The organism is Streptomyces caeruleatus (assembly GCF_001514235.1).
Taxonomy (GTDB): domain Bacteria; phylum Actinomycetota; class Actinomycetes; order Streptomycetales; family Streptomycetaceae; genus Streptomyces; species Streptomyces caeruleatus.
This window is the reverse complement of sequence record NZ_KQ948926.1, coordinates 429861-450679: the sequence shown is the minus strand read 5'-3', so window position 1 is coordinate 450679 and position 20819 is coordinate 429861. Positions and strand designations below refer to the sequence as shown.

Genomic DNA, 20819 nt, shown 5'->3' with positions numbered 1-20819 from the left:
CGGCCAATGCCTTCAACCGGTCCAGCGCCCTGTTGCTGCATCTTCCGGGGGATAACCCCCGGACCCCCAGCCGGGGCGTTGTGCTAACCGTCGGCCAATGCCTTCAACCGGTCCAGCGCCCCGTTGCTGCATCTTCCGGGGGATAACCCCCGGACCCCCAGCCGGGGGCGTCGTGCTATCCGTCGGCCAATGCCTTCAACCGGTCGAGCGCCCCGTTGAAGTGGTTGTGGTCGCCGACGGTCGGGCCGGAGGACGTGTACTGCCACATCGTGTAGTAGTCCCAGCCCGCCGGCAGTTCCCCCACCTCGGCGGCGTACCGGGCGACCCACAGCGGGTTGGCGGTGGCGAAGCCGCTGTGGTTGCCGGTGCACTGCTTCCACCAGCTCGTCGCCGTGTAGATGACGGGGGCGCGGCCGGTGCGGGCCTTGTACTGGTTCACGAAGTCGCGGATCCAGGTGACCATCGCGGTCGGGGTCTTGCCGTAGCAGGCGTCGCCGTACGGGTTCCACTCGATGTCGAGGGCGCCCGGCAGGGTCTTGCCGTCGCGGGACCAGCCGCCGCCGTGGTCGACGAAATAGTCGGCCTGGGTTGCGCCATTGGTGGTGTCCGGGGTGGCGAAGTGGTAGGCGCCGCGGATCATGCCGACGTCGTAGGAGCCGTCGTACTGCTGGGCGAAGTAGGGGTTGGTGTAGTAGGTCCCCTCGGTGGCCTTCACATAGGCCCACTTCACCCCGCTGTCCCACAGGGTCGACCAGGCGACGTCGCCCTGGTGGCTGGAGACGTCCACGCCTTCCGTCTGAGCGGCCAGGTCAGCGACGGGTTCGCCGTCCGTGCCGTCGTGGGTGAGGACGCCCATGCCCATGTGGGCGGAGCCGCGGGCCGGGGGATCGTCGGCGGACGCGGAGGCGGGCCGGGTGGTCAGCAGAAGGAGGGTCAGGGTCAGGAGGGCTGCGAGCAGGAGCCCGGCGACAGGGGTGTGCCGGGAGCGGAGCGGTTCGGGTCTGTGCACGGGCATAGCGTGCCTCCGCAGGCTCGGTGACGCTCGGTGGGGAAGTGGCGCGTATCCGTGACCGGCCGCCGTCCGGCCACTCTGTGGCGTGGGCATGTCGGCAACGGTCTCGGCAGAGCCGCCAGGCAGCGAGAAGAGCTGGTGGAAGGGGGTCCGGCGGCTGCCGTTGGTCTGAGCCTGCGAAATACTGACGGAGCTGCGGCAACGACGGCGGGCGGCGGAAACTTTCAGGACCGGGAAAATCGAGGCAGGGGCTGACGTGCGGGAAGACGGAAACGGGGACGAACGGCGAGGGCGGTCGGCGAGCGCGCCCTCCGAGGAGGCGTCCGGCGGTGTTCCGGGCCGGCCCGAGTTCCTCGATCTGGAACGGGAGTTGACCGTTCTGTTCCGGCGCGCCCGGGCCAAGCAGGGCGAGATGGCCCGCGAGGTCCATCCCGACCTGGAGTCGGCGGCGTACGGGCTGCTGGTGCGGCTCGACGAGTCCGGTCGGCTGCGCGCCACCGAACTCGCCGCCTACATCGGCGTCGGCAAGGCCACCATGTCCCGCCAGCTGCGCGCTCTGGAGGACCTGGGCCTGGTCGCCCGCGAGCCCGACCCCGCCGACGGACGGGCGTGGCTGGTGCACCTCACGGAGGAGGGGCGGGGCCGGGTCGCCAAGGTGCGCGAGGCACGGCGGGCGCGCTATGTGGAGCAGCTCTCCCACTGGGACCCGCGCGAGGTCGCGGAGCTGGGCCGGCTGCTCAACCAGCTGAACCGGGGCATGGAGAAGTAGGGCAGGCCGAAGGGGTGCCGCGGCGCTTCACCGGGGAGCGCCGAATCGGGCCGCGGGCCGGCCGGGGCGAGCACGGGAGCCCCTGCCCGCTCACCACTCCACGTACACCACCGTCGCGTCGTCGTGCGTCTTGCTCCGCCCCAGATACGTCCGCTCCTCCGCGTCCGCCCGTTCCAGCGCCCGCACCCGGTCCACCAGGCCCTGCGCCCCCTCCTTCCGTACGAAAGTGAAGCAGTCCCCCCAGTCGCCCTCCCGGAACTTCTCCACCCAGCGCGTCGCCCCGTCCGTCAGCGCCGCCAGGGCCCGGACCTCACCGCGCGGCAGCACCCCCGTCACCGCCCGCGCCGCCACCGACGGATCCGCGGCCGCCGTGAAGAAGCCGCCCTCCTTGTTGCGGACATGGGCGTCGATCAGGGCGTCCGTGGCCAGCGAGGCACGGGGGAGCCGGGCCAGACGGTCGTCCAGGCACGGGGTGATGGTGCCGTCGGGCGACTCCAGCAGGAGGGCCGAGTCGGAGAGGATCAGGTACTCGACCGTCTCCGGCGACCAGCGGGCCAGAACCGCCGTGGCCTGTGGGGTGCGTGGGTGAGAAAGGTCACAGGTTTGGGCGTGTGCGTCAGCGGTACGTGTGATGGCCCGGCTCAGCGCCTCGGCGAGCGGCACATCGGGGAGTGAAACGGTCAGTTCGGTCAGGGCTCCGCCGAGCCGGGCCGTGAACCAGGGGACCGAATGCAGACAGCCCGTCTCACCCCGCGGTGGGGTCACTCCGTCCAGGACCACCAGTACGCCGCCCTGTCCCGAGGCGGGAAGGCCGACGCTCGCGAAGTCCTCGTTGGGGCGGGCCGGATCGCCGGGCTCCGAAACAAGCTCTGTTCGCATTCGGCCAGTCTGCACGAGCCCTTCACAAGGTCCACGAAGGGGTCACATCGACTGCTGAATGAGCGATGGCTCGCAGGTCAGACGTCGGATTTGGGATGGAATGGAGCGCTCCGGGAAGGCGTGGCGGCGAATCCTGCCACCGCGTGCCGCAGACGTCCAACCGGCCTGCCGTACAAGGCGTGTGCACGCGCCGGAGGAACTTGCCCGCCAACTCCCCTCCGGGGTTCACTCCTTCGGGTGGCGGGTCAGGTGATGCGCGGCCGTCACCGACCGGCACTGGGAGGGTCGGGGACCGGTGAGGACACCCCCTGCTCGAATGCTGCATCAATCAGCGAGCTCCGCTCGCGGGCGAGAGCTTGGGGGAGGGGTGTACGCGAGGTCGGCGGTAGTTGACGGAGCGTCATCCGGACCCATGGGTATCACGAGTCAGGAATGCGAGCACCGGTGCAGAAGACGCGGCCTCGTCGCTCAGGCAAGCAGACGGCCTCCGCAGGGGGCACGCAGCCCACTCCCGGCGCCGCGACCGGCACCACAGGCGACGCCCCACCCGCGGGCAAGGGGCGTCCGACACACGTACGGAACCGGCTGATCGTCGCCGTGGCCGTCGTGGCCGCCGCCATCGCGGGCGCAGGCGTCCCCTCGGTCGTCACCGCCTCAGCGCAACTGCACGACTCCCAGGAACTGGTGACCCTCGCCGAGCAGACGGAGAACGCGCTCACGCTCGCCCACTCCCTCGCCGACGAGCGTGACGAGGTCACGTCGTACGTCGCCGCCGGCCGCCCCAAGTCCAAGGCGCCCAGCGAGCAGCGCAGCGTCCGCGTCGACCGGCAGGTCGAGGAACTGCGCGCCGACCCCGACGCCCCCGCCTCGCTGCGCGACGACCTCGACGCCATCGCCGCCGTACGCAGGGGCGCGCTCACCGGCAAGAGCACCGCGCTGGAAACGCACACCGCCTACTCGGCCACCATCACCGAACTCCACCGGATCGCCGAGAGCCTGGCCGAGCAGACGCCGCCCCGCGCCGGGGCCGGCGCCCACGCGCTCGCCGAGCTGGACTCCGCCGTCCAGCAGGCCGCCGCCGCGCGGGGGCTGCTGCTCGCCGCGCTGAGCGTGCCGACCACCACCGAGACGGTCGTCGACCCGATCACCGGCATCGCGAGCACCCAGAAGACCTCCTCGGACGCCGACGCCCGGCAGCGCGCCGCCCTCAGCGCCGCCGCCCAGCAGGCCCGGCTGCGCTCCGACGCCGCCCTCGCCGACTTCCACGACACCGCGCCCAAGACGGCACGCACGTCGTACGACTCCACGGTCACCGGCCCCGAGGTCAACACCGCCAACCGCTATCTCGCCGCCCTCACCGACCAGCCCGCGCTCTCCGACCGTGACCTGGCCACGAACACCAAGCGCGCCGAGGCCGCCCTCTCCGCCCGCGTCGACCTGATGCGCGGTGTGGAGTCCGCCCTCTACGACCGCCGCACCAAGGACCTGGAGCAACTGCGCGACGACGACGTCACCGCGCTGGAGATCCGGATCGCGATCCTCGGCGCCCTGACGCTGCTCGCCGTCGGCGTCGCCACCGGTATGGCCCGCAGCCTCACCCGGCCCCTCGCCGTGCTGCGCCTCGGCTCCGCCCGGCTCGCCCGCGCCGAGGACCCGGCGGCCGAGGAGCCGGTCAAGTTCACCGGCCGCAAGGACGAGTTCGCCCAGGTCGTCGACTCCGTCAACGCCCTGCACGCGCACGCCCTCGCCCGCCACGAGCGCATCACCACCCTGGAGTCCGACCGCAAGCACCTCGTCGGCCAGCGGCAGAAGATGGCCGACGCGCGCGAGGGTCTGCGCACCGAACTCGCGGAATCGACCGCCCAGCTGGAGCGCCTGCGCGGCAGCATCGGCAACACCTTCGTCAACCTCGCCCTGCGCACCCTCGGCCTCGTCGAGCGCCAACTCGCGGTCATCGAGGGCCTGGAGGAGCGCGAGCAGGACCCCGAGCGCCTCGCCACGCTCTTCAAGCTCGACCACTTCGCCACCGTCATGCGCCGGCACAGCGAGAACCTCCTCGTCCTGGCGGGCACCGAGCATGTCCAGCAGCACGCGGGACCGGTCCCGCTGGTCGACGTCGTACGGGCCGCGGTCAGCGAGATCGAGCGCTACGAGCGCGTACGCATCGCGGCGCTCCCGCCCCACGCGCACGTGGCGGGCTTCGCGGCCGACGACCTTTCCCACCTCCTGGCCGAGCTGATGGAGAACGCGACCTCGTTCTCCCCGCCCGACCTGCCCGTCGAGGTCTCCGGCTGGCTGCTGGAGAGCGGCGAGGTCATGCTGTCGGTCCAGGACGAGGGCATCGGCATGACGAGCGAGCGCCTGACCCGCCTCAACTCCCGCCTCGCCGACTTCGACCCCGAGCACTCCTACGACCAGGAGGGCGACGACGGCCTGGGCCTCGGTCTCTACGTCGTCGCCCGCCTCGCCCACCGCCACGGCGTCCGCGTCCAGCTCCGCGAGCAGAAGCAGGGCGGTGTGGCCGCGGTCGCGGTCCTGCCGAAGGGCCTCCTGGCCCCCGCACCCACGGCCGCGGTCCCCTCGGACGCACGGCACCCCGACGGCACCCACACCTTCTCCCTCCCCGGCGCCGACGCGGAGGCCAACTCCAACGTCCTCCACGGCCGCGCCAAGGCCACCGACCCCTTGGTGGAACTCGCGGAGAAAGCCGTACGGGAGACCCCCCAGGCCCCCCCGACGGCCCCCGAGCCCGAGCAGGAGCGCGAACACCCTGCCGAGACCACGATGGAACTCCTGCTCCCGGCAGAGCCGCTGACCGAGCCGGCGTCCGGAGAGCGCACACCCGGTGGCCCGGCGGCTGGTGGGCCGCAGGATGGCGGGGCGGCGGCTGAGGCGTTCGGTGGGCCGGGGAGTGACGGACTGCCCGCGGCTACTGATGGTGAGGGCGCCCCACCGGGGCCACCGCCGGGAACTGACGGACCGCCCGCGGCTGCCGACGGTGAGGACGCCCCACTGGGGCCACCGCCGGGAACTGACGGACCGCCCGCGGCTGCCGACGGTGAGGACGCCCCACTGGGGCCACTGCCGGGAAGTGACGGACCGCCCGCGGTCGCCGACGGTGAGGACGCCCCACTGGGGCCACCGCCGGGGAGTGACGGACTGCCCGCGGCCGCCGACGGTGCGGACGCCCCACCGGGGCCACCCGCACCCGACGACGATGGCCGCACGGGTGGTGCGGGTGGGAACGAAATCCCCGCCGAAGGCGCAGCCGAGGCGGAACACACCCGCACCCCGGACGAGGACCCCCTCACCGACAAGGGCCTCCCCAAGCGAACCCCGAAGATCACCACCCCCGCACAGGCCCCGCGCCGGCGGACCGGCACCGTAGACGCCGAAGCCCTCCGCAGGAGACTCGGCGGATTCCGCAGGGGAGCGGAGGCGGGACACCGCGAGGTACAGGCAGAGATCGCCGAACAGACGGGCCAGCACAAGGCCCCGATAGCAGAATCCGAAGCAGCCACGGGGGGCACAGTCGAGGAGGCAAGCAGTTGACCGCGCCCAGTACCTTCGGACTGAGCAGTGAAGCCCGCAACCTGCACTGGTTGTTGACGAATCTGGTCGAGGAGGTGCCGGGCATCCAGTCAGTCGCGGTGGTCTCCTCCGACGGATTGCTCCTGCTCTCCTCTGACCACGCCCGAAACGCCGAGGCCCGGGAAACCAGGCCCGACAAGCCCACCGGCCCGCGAGGCTCCTCCGCCGACCTGGCCACCATCGTCTCCGGCATCGGCAGCCTCACCATCGGCGCCGCCAAGCTGATGCAGTTCGGCGGCGTGAAGCACACGATGGTCGCGATGGACGAGGGCAGCCTGTTCGTGATGTCGATCAGCGACGGCTCACTGCTCGGCGTACACGGCTCCGCCGACTGCGACATGAGCGTCGTGGCGTACCACATGGCGCTCTTCGTCGGCCGGGCCGGCCACGTGCTCACCCCCGAACTCCGCAGCGAGCTACGGAAGTCCCTCGAGACCGCGTCGGCAGGGAGTACCCGATGAGCAACGCCCCGCACAGCAGGCCCCAGCTCCCCGTCCGCGGCGGCGACCGCAAGCCCGCCCGCGTGCGCCCCTACTCGCTCACCGGCGGCCGTACCCGTTTCGGCCACGTCCTCCTCGTGGAGACGTTCGTCGGCAGCACGGCCGCGCTGGAGGCCGCCGAGGAGCGCAGGGAACTGACGAATGGCTCCCTCTCCACCCGGGTGATGCCGGAGATGCGGGCCATCGTCGAACTGTGCCGCCGTATGCGCACGGTGGCCGAGATCGCCGCGCTGCTGAAGATGCCGCTCGGTGTGGTCCGGGTGCTCCTCAGCGACCTCGCGGACCAGGGAAAGATCCGTGTGTACGGCACCGGAACCGGCCATGGCACGGGCCGGCCGGAACGCGCGCTGCTGGAAAGGGTGCTGAGTGGACTCCGTCGTCTCTGACGTCGCTCGCGGCGTCTCCCCGCTCCTCGCCGACGAGGGGCCCGAACAGCCCTGGCAGAGCGACCGCACCCGGGCCCCGATCGCCACGAAGATAGTCGTGGCGGGCGGCTTCGGCGTCGGCAAGACCACGCTGGTCAGCGCCGTCTCGGAGATCACGCCCCTGCAGACCGAGGCCCTGATGACCGAGGCGAGCGAGGGGACCGACGACCTCACCTCGACGCCCGGCAAGCAGACCACCACCGTGGCCATGGACTACGGCCGCATCACGCTCGACGACGACCTGGTGCTCTACCTGTTCGGCACGCCGGGCCAGCAGCGGTTCTGGTTCATGTGGGACGACCTGGTGCGTGGCGCGATCGGCGCGGTCGTCCTGGCCGACACCCGGCGTCTGAAGGACTGCTTCCCGGCGCTGGACTACTTCGAGAGCTGCGGGCTGCCGTACGTCGTCGCCGTCAACCACTTCGACGACAGCGAGCTGTTCGAGCCGGAGGACGTCCGCGAGGCCCTGACCGTGCCCGCGCACATACCTGTCATGATCATGGACGCGCGGCGTCGGATTTCGGCCATCGAGACCCTGTTGGCCCTCGTCCGACACGCCCTGGACGAAACCCCCGAGTAGAGCCGAGTAGGAGAACAGCCCCGGATGCGGAAGATACTCGTCGTCGGAGCCGGTCAGTCCGGACTCCAGATCGCCCTCGGACTCCAGTCGCACGGGTACGAGGTCACCCTGATGTCCAACCGGACGGCGGACGAGATCCGCTCCGGTCGGGTCATGTCCACGCAGTGCATGTTCCACACGGCACTCCAGCACGAGCGCGATCTCCAGCTGAACTTCTGGGAGTCCCAGGCCCCGAAGATCGAAGGACTCGGCGTCTCGGTGGCGGCCCCCGGCTCCTGGAGCGAGGGTCCGGCGGCGCGGGCGATCGACTGGCGGGGGCACCTCGACGGGTACGCGCAGTCGGTCGACCAGCGGGTGAAGATGGCCGGCTGGATGGAGACGTTCGCGCAGCGCGGCGGCCAGCTGGTCATCCACGGCGCGGCGGTCGGCGACCTCGACTACTTCTCCCGCACGTACGACCTGGTGCTGATCTCGTCCGGCAAGGGCGAGCTCGTCCAGATGTTCGAGCGGGACGCCGAGCGGTCCCCGTACAGCGAGCCGCAGCGCGCGCTGGCCGTGTCGTACGTCCACGGACTCGGCCCGCGTCCGGAGCACCCGGACCAGGAGGCCGTGCGCTGCAACCTCGTCCCCGGCGTCGGCGAGCTGTTCGTCATGCCCACCCTGACGACGTCCGGGCGCGCGGACATCCTGTTCTGGGAGGGCATACCCGGCGGCCCGCTCGACGTCTTCGACGGCGTGAAGGACCCGGCGGAACACCTCTCCCTGACCCTGGAACTCATGGAGAAGTACGTCCCCTGGGAGTACGCGCGGGCCACCAAGGCCGAACTCACGGACGCGGGCGGCGTGCTGAGCGGGCGGTACGCGCCGACCGTGCGCAACCCGATCGGGCGCCTCCCCGGCGGCGGGCTGGTGCTGGGGGTCGCGGACGTCGTCGTGGCGAACGACCCGATCACCGGACAGGGCTCCAACTCGGCCTCCAAGTGCGCCGCCGCCTACCTCGCCTCGATCGTCGAGCACGGGGAGAAGGAGTTCGACGAGGCGTGGATGCGCGCCACGTTCGACCGGTACTGGGCCACCGCGCAGCACGTCACCAAGTGGACCAACGCGATGCTGGCGCCGCCGCCGGAGCACATCCTGAACCTCATCGGCGCGGCCGGACAGCTGCCGCCGGTCGCCGACCGGTTCGCCAACGGGTTCAACGACCCGGCTGACTTCGAGAACTTCTTCTACGATCCGGAGAAGACCGCGGCATATCTCGCTGCGGTTTCCGGGACCTGACCTGCTTGTCCGCCTGCGAGGGCTCCTGCGGGCGGACGGCTCCCAGGACCGGGTTCGACGCGATCGGCGAGACCTTGATCTTCTCGCCGGTGCGCGGAGCCTGGATCACCTTGCCCTTGCCGAGGTACATCGCCACATGGGTGGCGTCCGGGAAGTAGACGACCAGGTCGCCCGGGCGCAGCTCGGTCAGCGGGATGCGCTCCAGCCGCGCCCACTGCTCCTGGCTGGTGCGGGGGATCGGGGTGCCGGCATGGGCCCAGGCCTCGGACGTCAGACCTGAGCAGTCGTACGACCTGGGGCCCTCGGCGCCCCACTTGTACGGCTTTCCCAGCTGCTTCCTGGCGTAGCGGATGGCCCGGTCGGCCTCGGAGGACGGTTTGTGGTCGTCCTTGGCCAGGGCGCCGGACGCCAGGAAGGCCCGCTGGGCCTTGGCGATGCCGGTCTTCTCGAACTCGGCCAGGGCCGCCAGCTGGTCGGTGGTCAGGGACGCCAGGAGCTCCTCGACCTTCTTGAGGCGCTTCTTCACGGTGTCCCTGTCCTTCTTCTGACGCGCCGCCAGGGCGAGTCGCGCGTCGAGGGCCTTGCGGGCCTTGCGGGCCAGCTCGTCGGCCTTGCGTTCCGTGCCGGTCAGCCGGCCGACCGCCGCCGCGCGCTCGCGTGCCAGCAGGCCGATGACATGGCCCTGGTCCAGGGCGTGCTGGGGGTCGCGGGCCAGGAGCAGACGGATGTACGGGGAGATGTCCGAGGTGTTCTGGTACTGCTGGCGGGCCAGGCGGCCGGCCGCGCCCCGGCTGTGGTGCAGGGAGACACGGGCGCGGGCCAGGGCGGCGTCCAGGCGGGTCACCTCGGTGCGCTGCTTCTTCAGCTTCTCCTCGGTGGCGTTGTAGGTCTCCGTGGCCTGTTCGGTCTGTCGGTACAGCCGCTGAAGGTCCGTCAGGAGGCTCGCGGTGGAGCGCTCCTGCGGGTCGGGGGACGACGGCTCGGGTGCCGCCGTCGCGGGCGCCGGGGCCGACGCGAGGATCGTGGCGGCCGACGCCGCCGTACACGCCAGACGCAGAAGCCTTCCTGACACGTCATCACCTCCGATGCGGAGAGGATCTCTGCTCCGCATCGCGAGCCTTAGCCCGGGACGACGTGTTCGCGCGACGGGTGTGCTCGGGTCGGCGGAACCCGATCACTCGTTCGTGTCGTCCGGCTTGCCCTGCGGCGTGGCGGCTGGCTTGGACCACGGCCAGTTCAGACGGCGGGTCTGCCTGCCCTCGGGGTCGTACTCGTACTTCCAGCGCCGGGAGAGGCCCATGCGGCCCGGGGTGCGCGGCACGCGGTGGTAGACGAGGACCGTGGGCGGGCCGCCGTGCGGGTCGGGGACCGGGACGCGGTACGTCTTGGGCGGGTGGCCGGTGATGCCCAGCAGCACGGGCAGGACGCGGCCGTCCAGGGGGCCGCCCTCGAAGGGGGTGTCTTCGCTCTTCACGGCACCAGTGTCAGCCATCCGCCGCGAGCTTCTCGGCCAGGGCGGCGGTCTGGGGGTCACGGTTCGCGGTGACGGAGAGTACGGCGGCGAACTGGTCGACCAGCCAGTCCCGCAGTTCCTCCACGGGGGGCTGCTTCCCCTCGTCGAGCCAGATCAGGGACGCCGCCTCGACCGCGGTGATCCACATGCGGACGGTCATGCGCAGGTGGAGGCCGGGGTCGGTGACCTCAAGGTGGCTGAGGATGTGCTCGGCCGCGGCGCGGCGGACTCCGTCCACTATGGCTGTCGTCCGGGAGGTCTCCACGACGCTGCCGCCCTGGAGGAGGGCGCTGAAGCCGGTGTCGTGCTCGTCGACGAAGGTGAGGTAGCGGTCGAGGGCGCGGGAGAGGCGGGGAAGGAGGGGGCCGTCGCGGGGTTCGTCGAAGCAGTGCTGGAGCTCTTCGGCGGCCGAGCGGAGGGCGGCCTCGTAGAGCTGTTGCTTGCCGCCCGGGAAGTACCGGTACACCAGGGGCCGTGACACCCCGGCCGCCTCCGCCACGTCGTCGAGGGAGACGTCCTCGGGGGTACGGTGCGCGAACAGTTCCAGTGCGGCGTCGAGGAGCTGACTACGTCGCTCCTCGACGCTGAGGCGGCGGTAGGCCGGGGCGGCTGGGGGCATGTGTGCAGCCTAGTCGCCGTAGGGGTGCTGAGATTTGGCGGCTGCGGGTGCGTTGTGGCTGGTCGCGCCCGCGCGGCGGAGCCGCATATCGACACCGCCCCGCGCCCCTGGGTTGGCCGGCGCGCCGCCGGCGCGGGCGAGCGACACCCCCCGAGCTCAGCCCCGCTCACGCCAGCAGACCGGACGACCTCCACAGTCGCCGCCCCACCCCCCGCAGCACCCCGATGTCGTCCAGGAAGTCCGTCAGCCTCTTCGCCCCGGTCTGCATCACCTCCCGGCGATGCCCGCTCGCCTTCACCTGGGCCATCGCCTCCCGCTGGTCCAGGCCCACGTTCGTGTACACCTCGGGATTCACGAAGGCCACGGAGAACACCCGGGCGAACTCGCCGGAGGTGACCCGTGTGAACTCCTGGGACCACTTCGGGGCCGTCACCATCTGGCGGCGCAGCTCCTCACGGGCGTAGCGGACGTGGCGGGCCTCCTCCACGACGTGGATGCGCGTCACGCCCCGGATCAGCGGCTGCACCCGCTCGTCCGGGAACGTCAGCCGCTGCATCCAGTCGAGGACCTCCTCGCCGAGCAGGGTGGCGGTGAAGGAGCCCGGGGTGGTGGAGATCGTCTTGAAGAGGCGGCCGAGGTGCTGATGGGCGCGGCTGACGGGGTACCAGGGGGTGTCGCCGTGGGAGATCAGGCGGGCGAACATCTTGGAGTGCCGGCACTCGTCCTCGATCTCGGTGAGGGCGTAGCGGACGTGGGCGCTCGTCGCCGCCTTGTCGTAGATGTGGCGGACCAGGAGCTGCATGAGGATGATCTCGAACCAGATGCCGAGGGAGGCGAGGGCGGCGGCCTCGTGCTGGGAGAGGAGGATCCGCTGTTCCTCGCTCATGCGCTTCCACAGGGGCGTGTCGTAGAGCGAGACCAGCTCCGGGGGCCAGAACCACTTGCCCTCCTCGAAGGGCGCGTCCCAGTCCAGCTCCTTGTCGGGGTCGAAGGAGTGCTTGGCCGAGGAGGCCAGGAGGCGTTCGGCCACCTGTTCGCGGTCCTTGAGCAGGCCGAGTGCGTCGCGCAGTCCGTCGAGCGCGTCGGCTTCCGTCAGGGTCGTCATCGGTCGCTCACCTCTGTTACCGGGGGTATGCCGTCCGCGTCTTATGAGACTGCTTGTCAGCAAGACCGTCAATCCCTTGCGCGCGACTTGTTGACGCCTCGTCTATCGCGTGTGAGCCTGCGGGGCATGCCGACCTATGACCTGTACGCCAACGACCCCGGAGAGCCGCTCTGGCAGGTGCCCGCGGCCGGTGCCGCCCGTTTCGGCTGGGAGTACGACGACGGGCGTGAGCGGCTTCTGGCCCTGTACCAGAAGGGCAAGGACAAGCAGTGGGACGGGCAGCTCAGGATCGACTGGGACCTGGAGGTCGATCCGTGCGACGCGCTCGGTACGCCCGAGGAGGCGATGGCCCTGTACGGGACGTCGTACTGGGCGAAGATGAGCGAGCGGGAGCGCGGCGAGCTGCGCAAGCACTACGCCTCCTGGCAGTTCAGCCAGTTCCTCCACGGTGAGCAGGGCGCGATGATCTGTGCGGCGCGGATCGTCGAGTCGGTGCCCGACATGGACGCGAAGTTCTATTCGGCGACCCAGACGATGGACGAGGCGCGGCACGCCGAGATCTACGGGCGCTTTCTGCACGAGAAGATCGGGATGCTCTATCCGATCAACGACAATCTCCAGGCCCTGCTGGGCGACACCCTGCGCGACAGCCGCTGGGACATGCCGTATCTCGGTATGCAGGTGCTGATCGAAGGGCTCGCGCTGGCCGCCTTCGGGATGATCCGGGACACCACCACCAAGCCGCTGCCCAAGCAGATCCTGGCGTATGTGATGCAGGACGAGGCCCGGCACGTGGCCTTCGGCCGGATGGCGCTCAGGGACTACTACAAGCAGTTGACCGATGCCGAGCTCCGTGAACGCGAGGAGTTCGTCATCGAGGGCTGCTATCTGATGCGGGACCGGCTGCGGGGTGTCGAGGTTCTGGAGAACTTCGGCATCGCGAAGACGGAGGCCGAGCAGATCAGTGAGCGGTCGGAGTTCCTGCAGCTGTTCCGGCGGTTGCTCTTCTCCCGGATCGTTCCCTGTGTGAAGGACATCGGGCTGTGGGGCCCGCGCCTTCAGCAGGCCTATGTGGACATGGGCGTCTTCGAGATGGGGAACTCGAATCTGGACCTGCTGATGGCACAGGACGAGGAGATCGCCGAGAAGCTGGACGCCGAGCGGTTCGCCGCCGAGGAGCGGGAGCGGGTCGCCGAGGTCGGGCAGGCGATCGAGGAGGGGGCGAGCGAGGAGGGGGCGGGCGAGGTCTAGGGGTGTTCTGACGGGCCCTAGGCCGAGCAGCCCAGGCCGTCCGGCACTTCGCCGAGCACCGGCTCCGCTCCCTGCGGCGGGAACGACGTACGCAGCGTGAAGGCGTACGGCGTCGGGCCGTTCGTGCGGAGGTGGAGGAGGCGGGACTCCGCCTCGGCGACCGTCGGGCGGTGGCCAGCGGGCACCCACCACAGGGCCGTCATCGCCTCCTGCACCCGCTCGAACCACTCCCGGCGACGGGCCAGCATCTCGCGGTGACGGCCCTGGTACATGTACGCGGTCAGCGCGTTCGTGTCGCGCCACATCGTCAGATTGATGATCAGCCACTCGTCGCCGAAGACGCTCACATCGGTCGCGTCGCCGGAGTTCCCCTTCAGCCGCCACACGAAGCCGTCGGCGGCGTCGGCGTCGGCGTTCACGGGTTCGAGGTTGTCGACGAAGTCCTTCAACTGCGGGGAGTCCAACGGGGCCTTGAGGCGGGCGATGTTGACCTGGGCGAGTTCGTAGGCGGCTTCCGGAGCGGCAGATGTCGTCATGTACCGAACGGTAGGTCGGGGCGGACAGCAGGTCCAGGGGGTGTCTCAGTACGTGGGCGCCCGGGCTGTGTCGTCAACGGGCGTCCTGCGACGGCGAGTTCAGCACCGCCTCCATCACCGCCCGCGCGATCGGCGCCGCGTCCCCGCCACCGCTGATCTCACCCCGGTCGGCGTCCGCGTCCTCCACCACGACGGCGACGGCGACCTTGGGTTCCAGGTCCGTGTCGCCCTTCGCCCAGGAGACGAACCAGGCGTACGGGGTCCCGGAGTTGCCGAGGCCGTGCTGGGCCGTGCCGGTCTTGCCGCCGACCGTCGCACCCGGGATCCAGGCGTTCGAGCCGGTGCCCTCGCGCACCACGTCCACCATGAGTTCCTTGAGGAGGACGGCCGTAGAGGGCCGCATGGCCTGCCGTGCCGGGCGCGACCCGCCCGTCGACACCGTGGAACCGCCCGCCCGGGTCGTGCGCTCCACCAGATACGGCGAGCGCACCTGACCGCCGTTGGCCACGGCCGCCGCGACCATCGCCATCTGGAGCGGGGTGGCACGGGTGTTGTACTGGCCGATCGACGACAGGGCGAGCTGCGCCTTGTCCACCTTCGTGTCGAAGGTGCTCTCGGCGACCGAGTAGGGGATCTTCAGGTCCGCGTCGTTGAAGCCGAAGGCCTCCGCGGTCCTCGCCATCCGGTCCACACCCACCTTGACCCCGAGCTTCGCGAACACCGTGTTGCACGAGAACTCGAACGCCTTGCGCAGCGGGACGTCCTTGCAGCCCTTGGACTCGTTCGTGAGGGAGGTCCTGGTGCCGGGAAGGGTGTAGGGGTCGGGGGAGTCGGTCGGCTTGTCGAGGTCCTCGATCACTCCCGAGTCCAGGGCGGCGGCCGCCGTCAGCACCTTGAAGGTCGAACCCGGCGGATACGTCTTGCGCACCGCCCGGTTCAGCATCGGCTTGTCCGGGTCGCGGTTCAGCGTCGCCCAGGACCGGGCCACCGCCGAACGGTTCCCGGACAGCACGGACGGGTCGTACGACGGGGCCGACACCAGCGCCAGGACGCGGCCCGTCGCCGGCTCCACGGCCGCCACCGCCCCCTTGCGGCCCGCCAGCCCCTCGTACGCCGCCCGCTGCGCGGCCCCGCGGAGAGTGGTGACGACGTCGCCGCTGGGATACCGGTCGCGGGCGGAGCCGTTCCAGAGCGGGAAGGGCGAGAGCAGCGGGTCCGTGCCCGACAGGACGCCGTCCTCCGTGTGCTCCAGCAGGGTCGTGCCGTACACCTGGGAGGCGAAGCCGGTGACCGGGGCGTACATCGGGCCGTTCGTGTACGTCCGTTCGTAGCGCAGCGGCTCCCGGGTGTCGCGGGATCCGGTGACCGGGGCCCCGTCGACCAGGATGTCGCCGCGCGGTTGGCCGAAGCGGGAGATCGTGGTGCGGCGGTTGGCGATGTTGTCGTCGTAGGACGGGGCCTCGAAGACCTGGATGCGGGCGGCGTTCACCAGCAGTGCGACCAGCAGTACGGCGCAGAAGAAGGCGGCGTGGCGGATGTGCCGGGTCATCGGGCCGCCTCCTCGCCCTTGGGCACGCCGAGCCGGCTGCGCGCCCTGTCGCTCACCCGGATCAGCAGCGCCACGATCGCCCAGTTGGTCACCACCGACGAGCCGCCCTGCGCCAGGAACGGCATCGCCATACCGGTCAGCGGGATCAGGCCCGTCACCCCGCCCGCGATGACGAACACCTGGAGCGCCACGATCGAGGCCAGCCCCACCGCGAGCAGCCGGCCGAAGGGGTCGCGCAGGGCGAGCCCGGCGCGGTAGCCGCGCTCCACCAGCAGGCCGTACAGGATGAAGATCGCGGACAGGCCCGCCAGGCCCAGCTCCTCCCCGGCCGTCGCGAGGATGAAGTCCGACTTGGCCGCGAAGCCGATCAGGATCGAGTGACCGCGGCCCAGCCCCGTGCCGAGCATGCCGCCCGCCGCGAACGCGAACAGCGACTGCGACAGCTGGTTCGGGCCCTCGCCCGCCTCGATCGACGCGAACGGATGCCGCCAGTCCTCGACCCTGCCGTGCACATGCGGCTCCAACTGCCCGACGGCCACCGCGCCCAGCGCCGCGAGCAGCAGACCGAGCGCGATCCAGCCGGTGCGGCCGGTGGCGACGTAGAGAAGGACCACGAACAGGCCGAAGAACAGCAGCGAGGTGCCGAGGTCGCGTTCGAGGATCAGGACGCCCACGCTCAGCAGCCAGATGGCGACGATCGGGCCGAGGACACGCCCGGTGGGCAGTTGCAGCCGGTCGATCCCGAGGACCCGCCGGCCCGTGTACGCCAGCGCGCTGCGGTTGGCGGCCAGATACGCCGCGAAGAACACCGCCAGCAGCACCTTCGCGAACTCGCCGGGCTGGATGGAGAATCCGGCGATCCGGATCCAGATGCGGGCGCCGTTCACGGAGGGGAAGAAGATCGGCAGGGTGAGGAGCACGAGGGCGGCGACGACGCAGACGTAGGAGTAGCGCTGGAGGACCCGGTGGTCGCGCAGCAGGAGGACGACCACGATGAACAGCGCCACGCCCAGGGTGGACCACACGAGTTGGGCGGGGGCCGCCAGGTCGTCCGGTGTCTCCAGGTCGAGCCGGTAGATCAGGACCAGACCGAGGCCGTTGAGCAGCACGCCGATCGGCAGCAGCAACGGGTCGGCACAGGGGGCGCGCAGACGCACCGCCAGATGCGCGACCAACGCGAGTACGCCGAGCCCGGCGCCGTAGCCGGCGGCGCCGGGCGGGACGGTGCCGTGCTGGGCGATACCGACCGCGCAGTAGCCGTACACGGAGAGCAGGACGGCCACGACGATGAGGGCCAGTTCGATGCCACGGCGCCGGGGGAGACGTACGGCGGGAGCGGGCGTGTCCGCTGCCACCAGGGTGGTTCCGGCCTTGGTCATGTCCGGAACTTACACAATTAGTCCGTCTTGTGTGCCTTATGGCTCAGCACCAGCGTGGCTAGGAGTACCTCGGATGCGGGCAGACGGCAAACGACCTGTGGGCCCGGGCCCTTTTCCGCTTCCCCCGCTCACCGCAACACCAGAGTCGCGACAGCACCCCCATCCACCGCATTGGCAAACGACAGCCGCGCCCCCAGCACCTCCGCCTGCCCCAACGCGATGGTCAGCCCCAGCCCATGCCCCTTGGCCCCACCCTCCGTACGGAACCGCTGCGGCCCATGCGCGACGAGATACTGCGGATAGCCGTCCCCGTGATCCCGAACGGTGACCACCGACCCGTCCACCGTCAGGGACACCGGCCCCCGCCCGTGCTTGTGCGCGTTGGCCACCAGGTTCCCCAGCACCCGCTCCAGCCGGCGCCGATCGGTCTCCACCACAAGGTCCCGCACGACAACGACCTCGGTCTCGGTCCCGGACGCCCGGACAACCCGCTCCGCCAGCGCGGCGAGCGGCTCGGTGTCCAGCTCCGACCGCTCACGCCCGGTGTCCAGCCGCGAGATCTCCAGCAGGTCCTCGGTCAGCGTCCGCAACGCGGCCACCCGGTCCCGCACCAGCTCCGTCGGCCGCCCCGGCGGCAGCAACTCCGCCGCCGCGTGCAGCCCGGTCAGCGGCGTACGCAGCTCGTGCGCGACGTCCGCGGTGAACCGCTGCTCGGCCAGCAGCTTGCTCTGCAGCGACGACGCCATGGAGTCGAGGGCGGCGGCCACGGCGGCCACCTCGTCCTGCGGCCGGGTCGGGTCCTTCGTACGGGGATCGTCGACGCGCGCGTCCAGGGCGCCCCCGCTGATCCGCCGGGCCACCTGGGCCGTGGCATGCAACCGGCGCGTCACCCGCGTCACCGCGAACGCGCCCACCAGCAGCGTCGCCCCGATCGCCAGCCCCGACGACCACAGGATCGCCCGGTCGAGACCCTCGATGGTGCGGGCCTGCTGCGAGTAGTCGACCTCGACCGCGAGGGCGTGCGCACCGTCGGCGGGGCCCGCCGCCCACATCGTGGGCCGCCCCCGGGAGTCGGCGACCATCGTGCCGCGCTCCCCGGCGACGGCCAGTTCGCGCAGGGAGTCCGGCAGCTCGGGCGGGTCGACGGAGACACCGTGCCGGAGGGTGTCGCCGGCCTCGAACGCCGCGGTCGCGTCCTCCAGCCGGGACAGCGCGAGCTCGCGGGCCTGGCCGACGGTCTGGTTCGTCACCGAGACGTGCACCAGGATGCCGAGCAGCGCGGCGAGCGCGCAGCACATCACCGTGATGAAGACGGCGGCCTTCGCGGCGAGCGTGCCGGCCCACTGGGGGAGCCCGAGCCTCATGGGGTGCTCGCCGAGGGGGACGCGGAATGCGAGCCGGACGGTGAGGTGGAGCGTGACGGCGAGGCGGGGTGCGACGGCGAGGGGCTCGGCGTCTTCTTCTTGCGCGGGCCGGTGCGCAGCATCTCGTCGTGCGTGAGCAGCATCGCCTTCTGGTCCGCGTCCCAGGTCCACTGGAGCCGGTACTCGTAGCCGGCCACCTCGGACGGTGAGCGTATGATCACCGACCGCCGGGCCAGCTCGACGGCGCTGACGGCGTCGTCCCAGCTCATCACCTGCACCAGCCGGTCCTTCTCCACGGTGTAGACGCGCACCGCGGTCGTCTTGCCCGGCAGCAGCCGGAACCCGAGGGTCAGCTCGGGCCGCCCGTCGCCGGTCAGATCCCGGTAGTACGGCCGCAGCACCGGGCACTTCCCGTGCCCGGCGCCCTTGGCGCAGTCGGCCATCAGCCGGCCGGTGTCGCGGTACGGCGCGTCGGCGCCCTCGTAGTCCCCCCGGCTCTTGGCGATCTCCTTGCGGACGACCTCCACCGGGTTCACGTCGCGCAGATCCCCGCCGGGGACGGTGACGCCCTTCACGGCCTCCCGGTTCACCTCGCCGATCTCATACGCGGGACGGGACGCCGGCGTCAGACTGGGCCAGAGCTTGTCCGGGCTGACCGCGGTCTCGGTCGGGCCCGCGCCCTGGAGCTCCCCGGCGTCACCGCAGGCCGTCGCGGCCGCCAGCAGCAGGGCGACGAGCGCGGTGACGCGCGTGGGGCGGCTGCGGGGCACGGTTCTCCTGGGGCTCGGGGCGGTGTCGGCCCGTACACACTATTCGGACGGAAGTCCTTTTTGCGCACCCGGTGGGCGGACGGGCGAAACGGTGGGAAACGGTTACTCGGCGAGCTCTTCGAGGAGCCGGGCGGTCGACAGGCCGGTTCGGAGGTAGTCGACGAACAGCTCGTTGTGCAGGGCCCAGGGAGAGCGGCGGGAGCGTATCAGCCGGATCGCCTGCTCGGGGGAGCGGCTCCGGCGGGTCAGGGCGTGGGCGACGACGAGCCCCGAGCGGTTGTACCCGTGACAACAGCGGACGAGGACCCTGCGGCCCTCGTCCAGCGCCTCGCACGCCGCCTCCGCCAGCCGTATCACCCCCGCGAGCTGGGTCCCGTCCAGCGGCCCGTCGGGAATCGGCCACACATGGTGCTCGACGCCGGGATCCGGCCCGTGCCCGGGCAGGCGCAGCAGCGTCTGTACGAGATCGAACTGGTCCCGGACGACCGCGAACTCCAGTCGCCCCGACTGCCCCCGGAACTCGTGCCCGCCCATCCACAGGCCTGGCTCGATCTCGCTCCACGGGCTGTCCGGAGCCGGTACGTCGGGTTGCTTCCTGCGGGTACGCAACGGCGCCTCCCCAACCACCCCCAGGGCGGTCTGCCCAACTCCTCTCAAAGGTAACCGGGTTCTTGCCCCCGCAGCACCCCGCCTGTTCCCATGGTCAGTGGGGTGATGGTGCATGAGCGGACTGCGCGTCATACCGACCTGGCGACACGGCCAGGAACGGCTCTACGTCTGCCTCAAGGACGGGCGGAACGTCGCCTGGTACGACCGGGAGGCAGCCAGGATCAACCTGCTCTCCGCCGACCGCGAGGACGCTGTGCTGGAGGCCCTCGGCCCCTTCGTGACCGGCCCGGTGACCATCGGCCCGCCCCCGGTCCCCACCCCCGCCGAACTGGCCCGGCTGGCCCTCCACCCGGACGACGACCTCGCGCCCAACCGCCCCGGCGAGGCGCTCCTCGTCGCCCTCGACCGGGACCCGGGCCCCTCCCACCGGCTGCGCGCCGACCCGCGTCGCCGGGCGCTGACCGCGGAGCAGACGGTCGGCGAGGCCCTGGACCGTCTGGACGGCGCGGGCTGGCACACGCTGCACTCCGTGCCGCTCCCGGGCGGCGACCGCATCCACCATCTGCTGCTCGGCCCCGGCGGCCTGTTCGCCGTCCACTCCCTCTACGCCCGTAAGCAGAAGGTGACCGTCGCCGACCCGATGATCTCCCTCGGCCGCCGCGAACCCACCCCCCTCCTGCGCCACCTCCGCCACAACGCCGACCGCGCCTCCCACGCCCTCACCGCCGAGGTCCACCCAGCCCTCGCCCTCCTCGCCCCCACCGACATCACCATCACCGCCCCCCACCTGGACATCCGCGTCCTCCAGCACACCGACCTACCAGGCCTGGCCCACCTGGGCGGCGTACTGAAACCGGCAGACGTGGAGTCCCTCCACGCGATAGCGAGAGACCGCCGAGTGTGGTCCGCCCAAGCCTGAGGGACACCCTCACGACCCCAGAGCCGCGGAAACCTACACCCCCAGCCCCCAAAAAACACCGGCGCCCCTGAAACCTACGGCCCGCTCACCCCCCAGGGGCGCGGGGAACTGCGCGCTCAGCCCCCACCAACCGTCAGCCACACACGGCGAGGAAGCCCCCACGCCCCCCCC

20 protein-coding genes are annotated in these 20819 nt (G+C 71.2%); 8 read left to right on the top strand and 12 right to left on the bottom strand.

Annotation, left to right across the window (positions count from 1 at the left end):
• Positions 1 to 175 precede the first annotated feature (175 nt).
• Entirely contained in the window at positions 176 to 1015 is an 840-nt protein-coding gene (locus tag AQJ67_RS10870; RefSeq protein WP_062717904.1) for a lysozyme, read from the bottom strand.
• Between the two features lie 253 nt (positions 1016 to 1268).
• Here AQJ67_RS10870 and AQJ67_RS10865 point away from each other — a divergent pair, with 253 nt between their 5' ends.
• Positions 1269 to 1781 (top strand): MarR family winged helix-turn-helix transcriptional regulator, encoded by a 513-nt coding sequence (locus AQJ67_RS10865; protein WP_062717902.1) that lies wholly within the window; start codon positions 1269 to 1271, stop codon positions 1779 to 1781.
• Positions 1782 to 1871: 90 nt separating this feature from the next.
• On the opposite strand, the gene AQJ67_RS10860 is transcribed toward AQJ67_RS10865, so the two are convergent.
• Entirely contained in the window at positions 1872 to 2660 is a 789-nt protein-coding gene (locus AQJ67_RS10860) for a protein phosphatase 2C domain-containing protein (RefSeq protein WP_062717901.1), read from the bottom strand.
• Between the two features lie 432 nt (positions 2661 to 3092).
• On the opposite strand from AQJ67_RS10860, the gene AQJ67_RS10855 reads away from it, so the two are divergent.
• Genes AQJ67_RS10855 through AQJ67_RS10835 form a run of 5 tightly spaced genes read left to right on the top strand, consistent with a single transcriptional unit; the run spans position 3093 to position 9034 of the window.
• The gene (locus AQJ67_RS10855) at positions 3093 to 6212 is read left to right on the top strand and encodes a nitrate- and nitrite sensing domain-containing protein (RefSeq protein WP_079055880.1); all 3120 of its coding nucleotides are present in this window, start codon (positions 3093 to 3095) and stop codon (positions 6210 to 6212) included.
• Positions 6209 to 6712: a roadblock/LC7 domain-containing protein gene (locus tag AQJ67_RS10850; protein WP_062717897.1), complete on the top strand. Its 504-nt coding sequence runs from the start codon at positions 6209 to 6211 to the stop codon at positions 6710 to 6712. Before AQJ67_RS10855 ends, AQJ67_RS10850 begins: the two co-directional genes overlap by 4 nt.
• The gene (locus AQJ67_RS10845; RefSeq protein ID WP_062717894.1) at positions 6709 to 7137 is read left to right on the top strand and encodes a DUF742 domain-containing protein; all 429 of its coding nucleotides are present in this window, start codon (positions 6709 to 6711) and stop codon (positions 7135 to 7137) included. The genes AQJ67_RS10850 and AQJ67_RS10845 overlap by 4 nt, the downstream gene beginning before the upstream one ends.
• Entirely contained in the window at positions 7118 to 7756 is a 639-nt protein-coding gene (locus AQJ67_RS10840) for a GTP-binding protein (protein ID WP_062717892.1), read from the top strand. The genes AQJ67_RS10845 and AQJ67_RS10840 overlap by 20 nt, the downstream gene beginning before the upstream one ends.
• Before the next feature lie 24 nt (positions 7757 to 7780).
• Positions 7781 to 9034, top strand: coding sequence for a styrene monooxygenase/indole monooxygenase family protein (locus tag AQJ67_RS10835; RefSeq protein WP_062717890.1), 1254 nt, complete (start codon positions 7781 to 7783; stop codon positions 9032 to 9034).
• On the opposite strand, the gene AQJ67_RS10830 is transcribed toward AQJ67_RS10835, so the two are convergent.
• The 4 genes from AQJ67_RS10830 to AQJ67_RS10815 all read right to left on the bottom strand — a co-directional run bounded on the left by AQJ67_RS10830 (position 8952) and on the right by AQJ67_RS10815 (position 12271).
• Positions 8952 to 10106 (bottom strand): C40 family peptidase, encoded by a 1155-nt coding sequence (locus tag AQJ67_RS10830; protein WP_062717888.1) that lies wholly within the window; start codon positions 10104 to 10106, stop codon positions 8952 to 8954. The two genes, AQJ67_RS10835 and AQJ67_RS10830, sit on opposite strands and share 83 nt — an antisense overlap.
• Before the next feature lie 102 nt (positions 10107 to 10208).
• The gene (locus AQJ67_RS10825; RefSeq protein ID WP_208614940.1) at positions 10209 to 10526 is read right to left on the bottom strand and encodes a hypothetical protein; all 318 of its coding nucleotides are present in this window, start codon (positions 10524 to 10526) and stop codon (positions 10209 to 10211) included.
• Entirely contained in the window at positions 10519 to 11166 is a 648-nt protein-coding gene (locus AQJ67_RS10820) for a TetR/AcrR family transcriptional regulator (protein WP_062717884.1), read from the bottom strand. The genes AQJ67_RS10825 and AQJ67_RS10820 overlap by 8 nt, the downstream gene beginning before the upstream one ends.
• 166 nt (positions 11167 to 11332) lie before the next feature.
• A complete protein-coding gene (locus AQJ67_RS10815) occupies positions 11333 to 12271 on the bottom strand; it encodes an AurF N-oxygenase family protein (protein ID WP_062717882.1) in 939 nt (312 codons plus the stop codon).
• A gap of 126 nt (positions 12272 to 12397) precedes the next feature.
• Here AQJ67_RS10815 and AQJ67_RS10810 point away from each other — a divergent pair, with 126 nt between their 5' ends.
• A complete protein-coding gene (locus AQJ67_RS10810; RefSeq protein WP_062717880.1) occupies positions 12398 to 13522 on the top strand; it encodes a ferritin-like domain-containing protein in 1125 nt (374 codons plus the stop codon).
• A 17-nt stretch (positions 13523 to 13539) separates the two neighbouring features.
• Here the strand turns inward: AQJ67_RS10810 and AQJ67_RS10805 are convergent, their stop codons facing one another.
• The 6 genes from AQJ67_RS10805 to AQJ67_RS10780 all read right to left on the bottom strand — a co-directional run bounded on the left by AQJ67_RS10805 (position 13540) and on the right by AQJ67_RS10780 (position 19729).
• Positions 13540 to 14058: a DUF3291 domain-containing protein gene (locus AQJ67_RS10805; RefSeq protein ID WP_062717878.1), complete on the bottom strand. Its 519-nt coding sequence runs from the start codon at positions 14056 to 14058 to the stop codon at positions 13540 to 13542.
• A 73-nt stretch (positions 14059 to 14131) separates the two neighbouring features.
• A complete protein-coding gene (locus AQJ67_RS10800) occupies positions 14132 to 15607 on the bottom strand; it encodes a penicillin-binding transpeptidase domain-containing protein (protein WP_062717876.1) in 1476 nt (491 codons plus the stop codon).
• Positions 15604 to 16986 (bottom strand): FtsW/RodA/SpoVE family cell cycle protein, encoded by a 1383-nt coding sequence (locus AQJ67_RS10795; RefSeq protein WP_062717874.1) that lies wholly within the window; start codon positions 16984 to 16986, stop codon positions 15604 to 15606. The genes AQJ67_RS10800 and AQJ67_RS10795 overlap by 4 nt, the downstream gene beginning before the upstream one ends.
• 128 nt (positions 16987 to 17114) lie before the next feature.
• A complete protein-coding gene (locus AQJ67_RS10790) occupies positions 17115 to 18350 on the bottom strand; it encodes a sensor histidine kinase (RefSeq protein ID WP_062717872.1) in 1236 nt (411 codons plus the stop codon).
• Positions 18347 to 19120, bottom strand: a complete 774-nt coding sequence (locus tag AQJ67_RS10785) for a hypothetical protein (RefSeq protein WP_062717871.1) — start codon at positions 19118 to 19120, stop codon at positions 18347 to 18349. Before AQJ67_RS10785 ends, AQJ67_RS10790 begins: the two co-directional genes overlap by 4 nt.
• Before the next feature lie 102 nt (positions 19121 to 19222).
• Complete coding sequence (locus AQJ67_RS10780; protein ID WP_062717869.1) at positions 19223 to 19729, bottom strand: protein-tyrosine phosphatase family protein; 507 nt, start codon at positions 19727 to 19729, stop codon at positions 19223 to 19225.
• 112 nt (positions 19730 to 19841) lie between these two features.
• On the opposite strand from AQJ67_RS10780, the gene AQJ67_RS10775 reads away from it, so the two are divergent.
• Positions 19842 to 20648 (top strand): nuclease-related domain-containing protein, encoded by an 807-nt coding sequence (locus AQJ67_RS10775; protein WP_062717867.1) that lies wholly within the window; start codon positions 19842 to 19844, stop codon positions 20646 to 20648.
• Positions 20649 to 20819 lie beyond the last annotated feature (171 nt).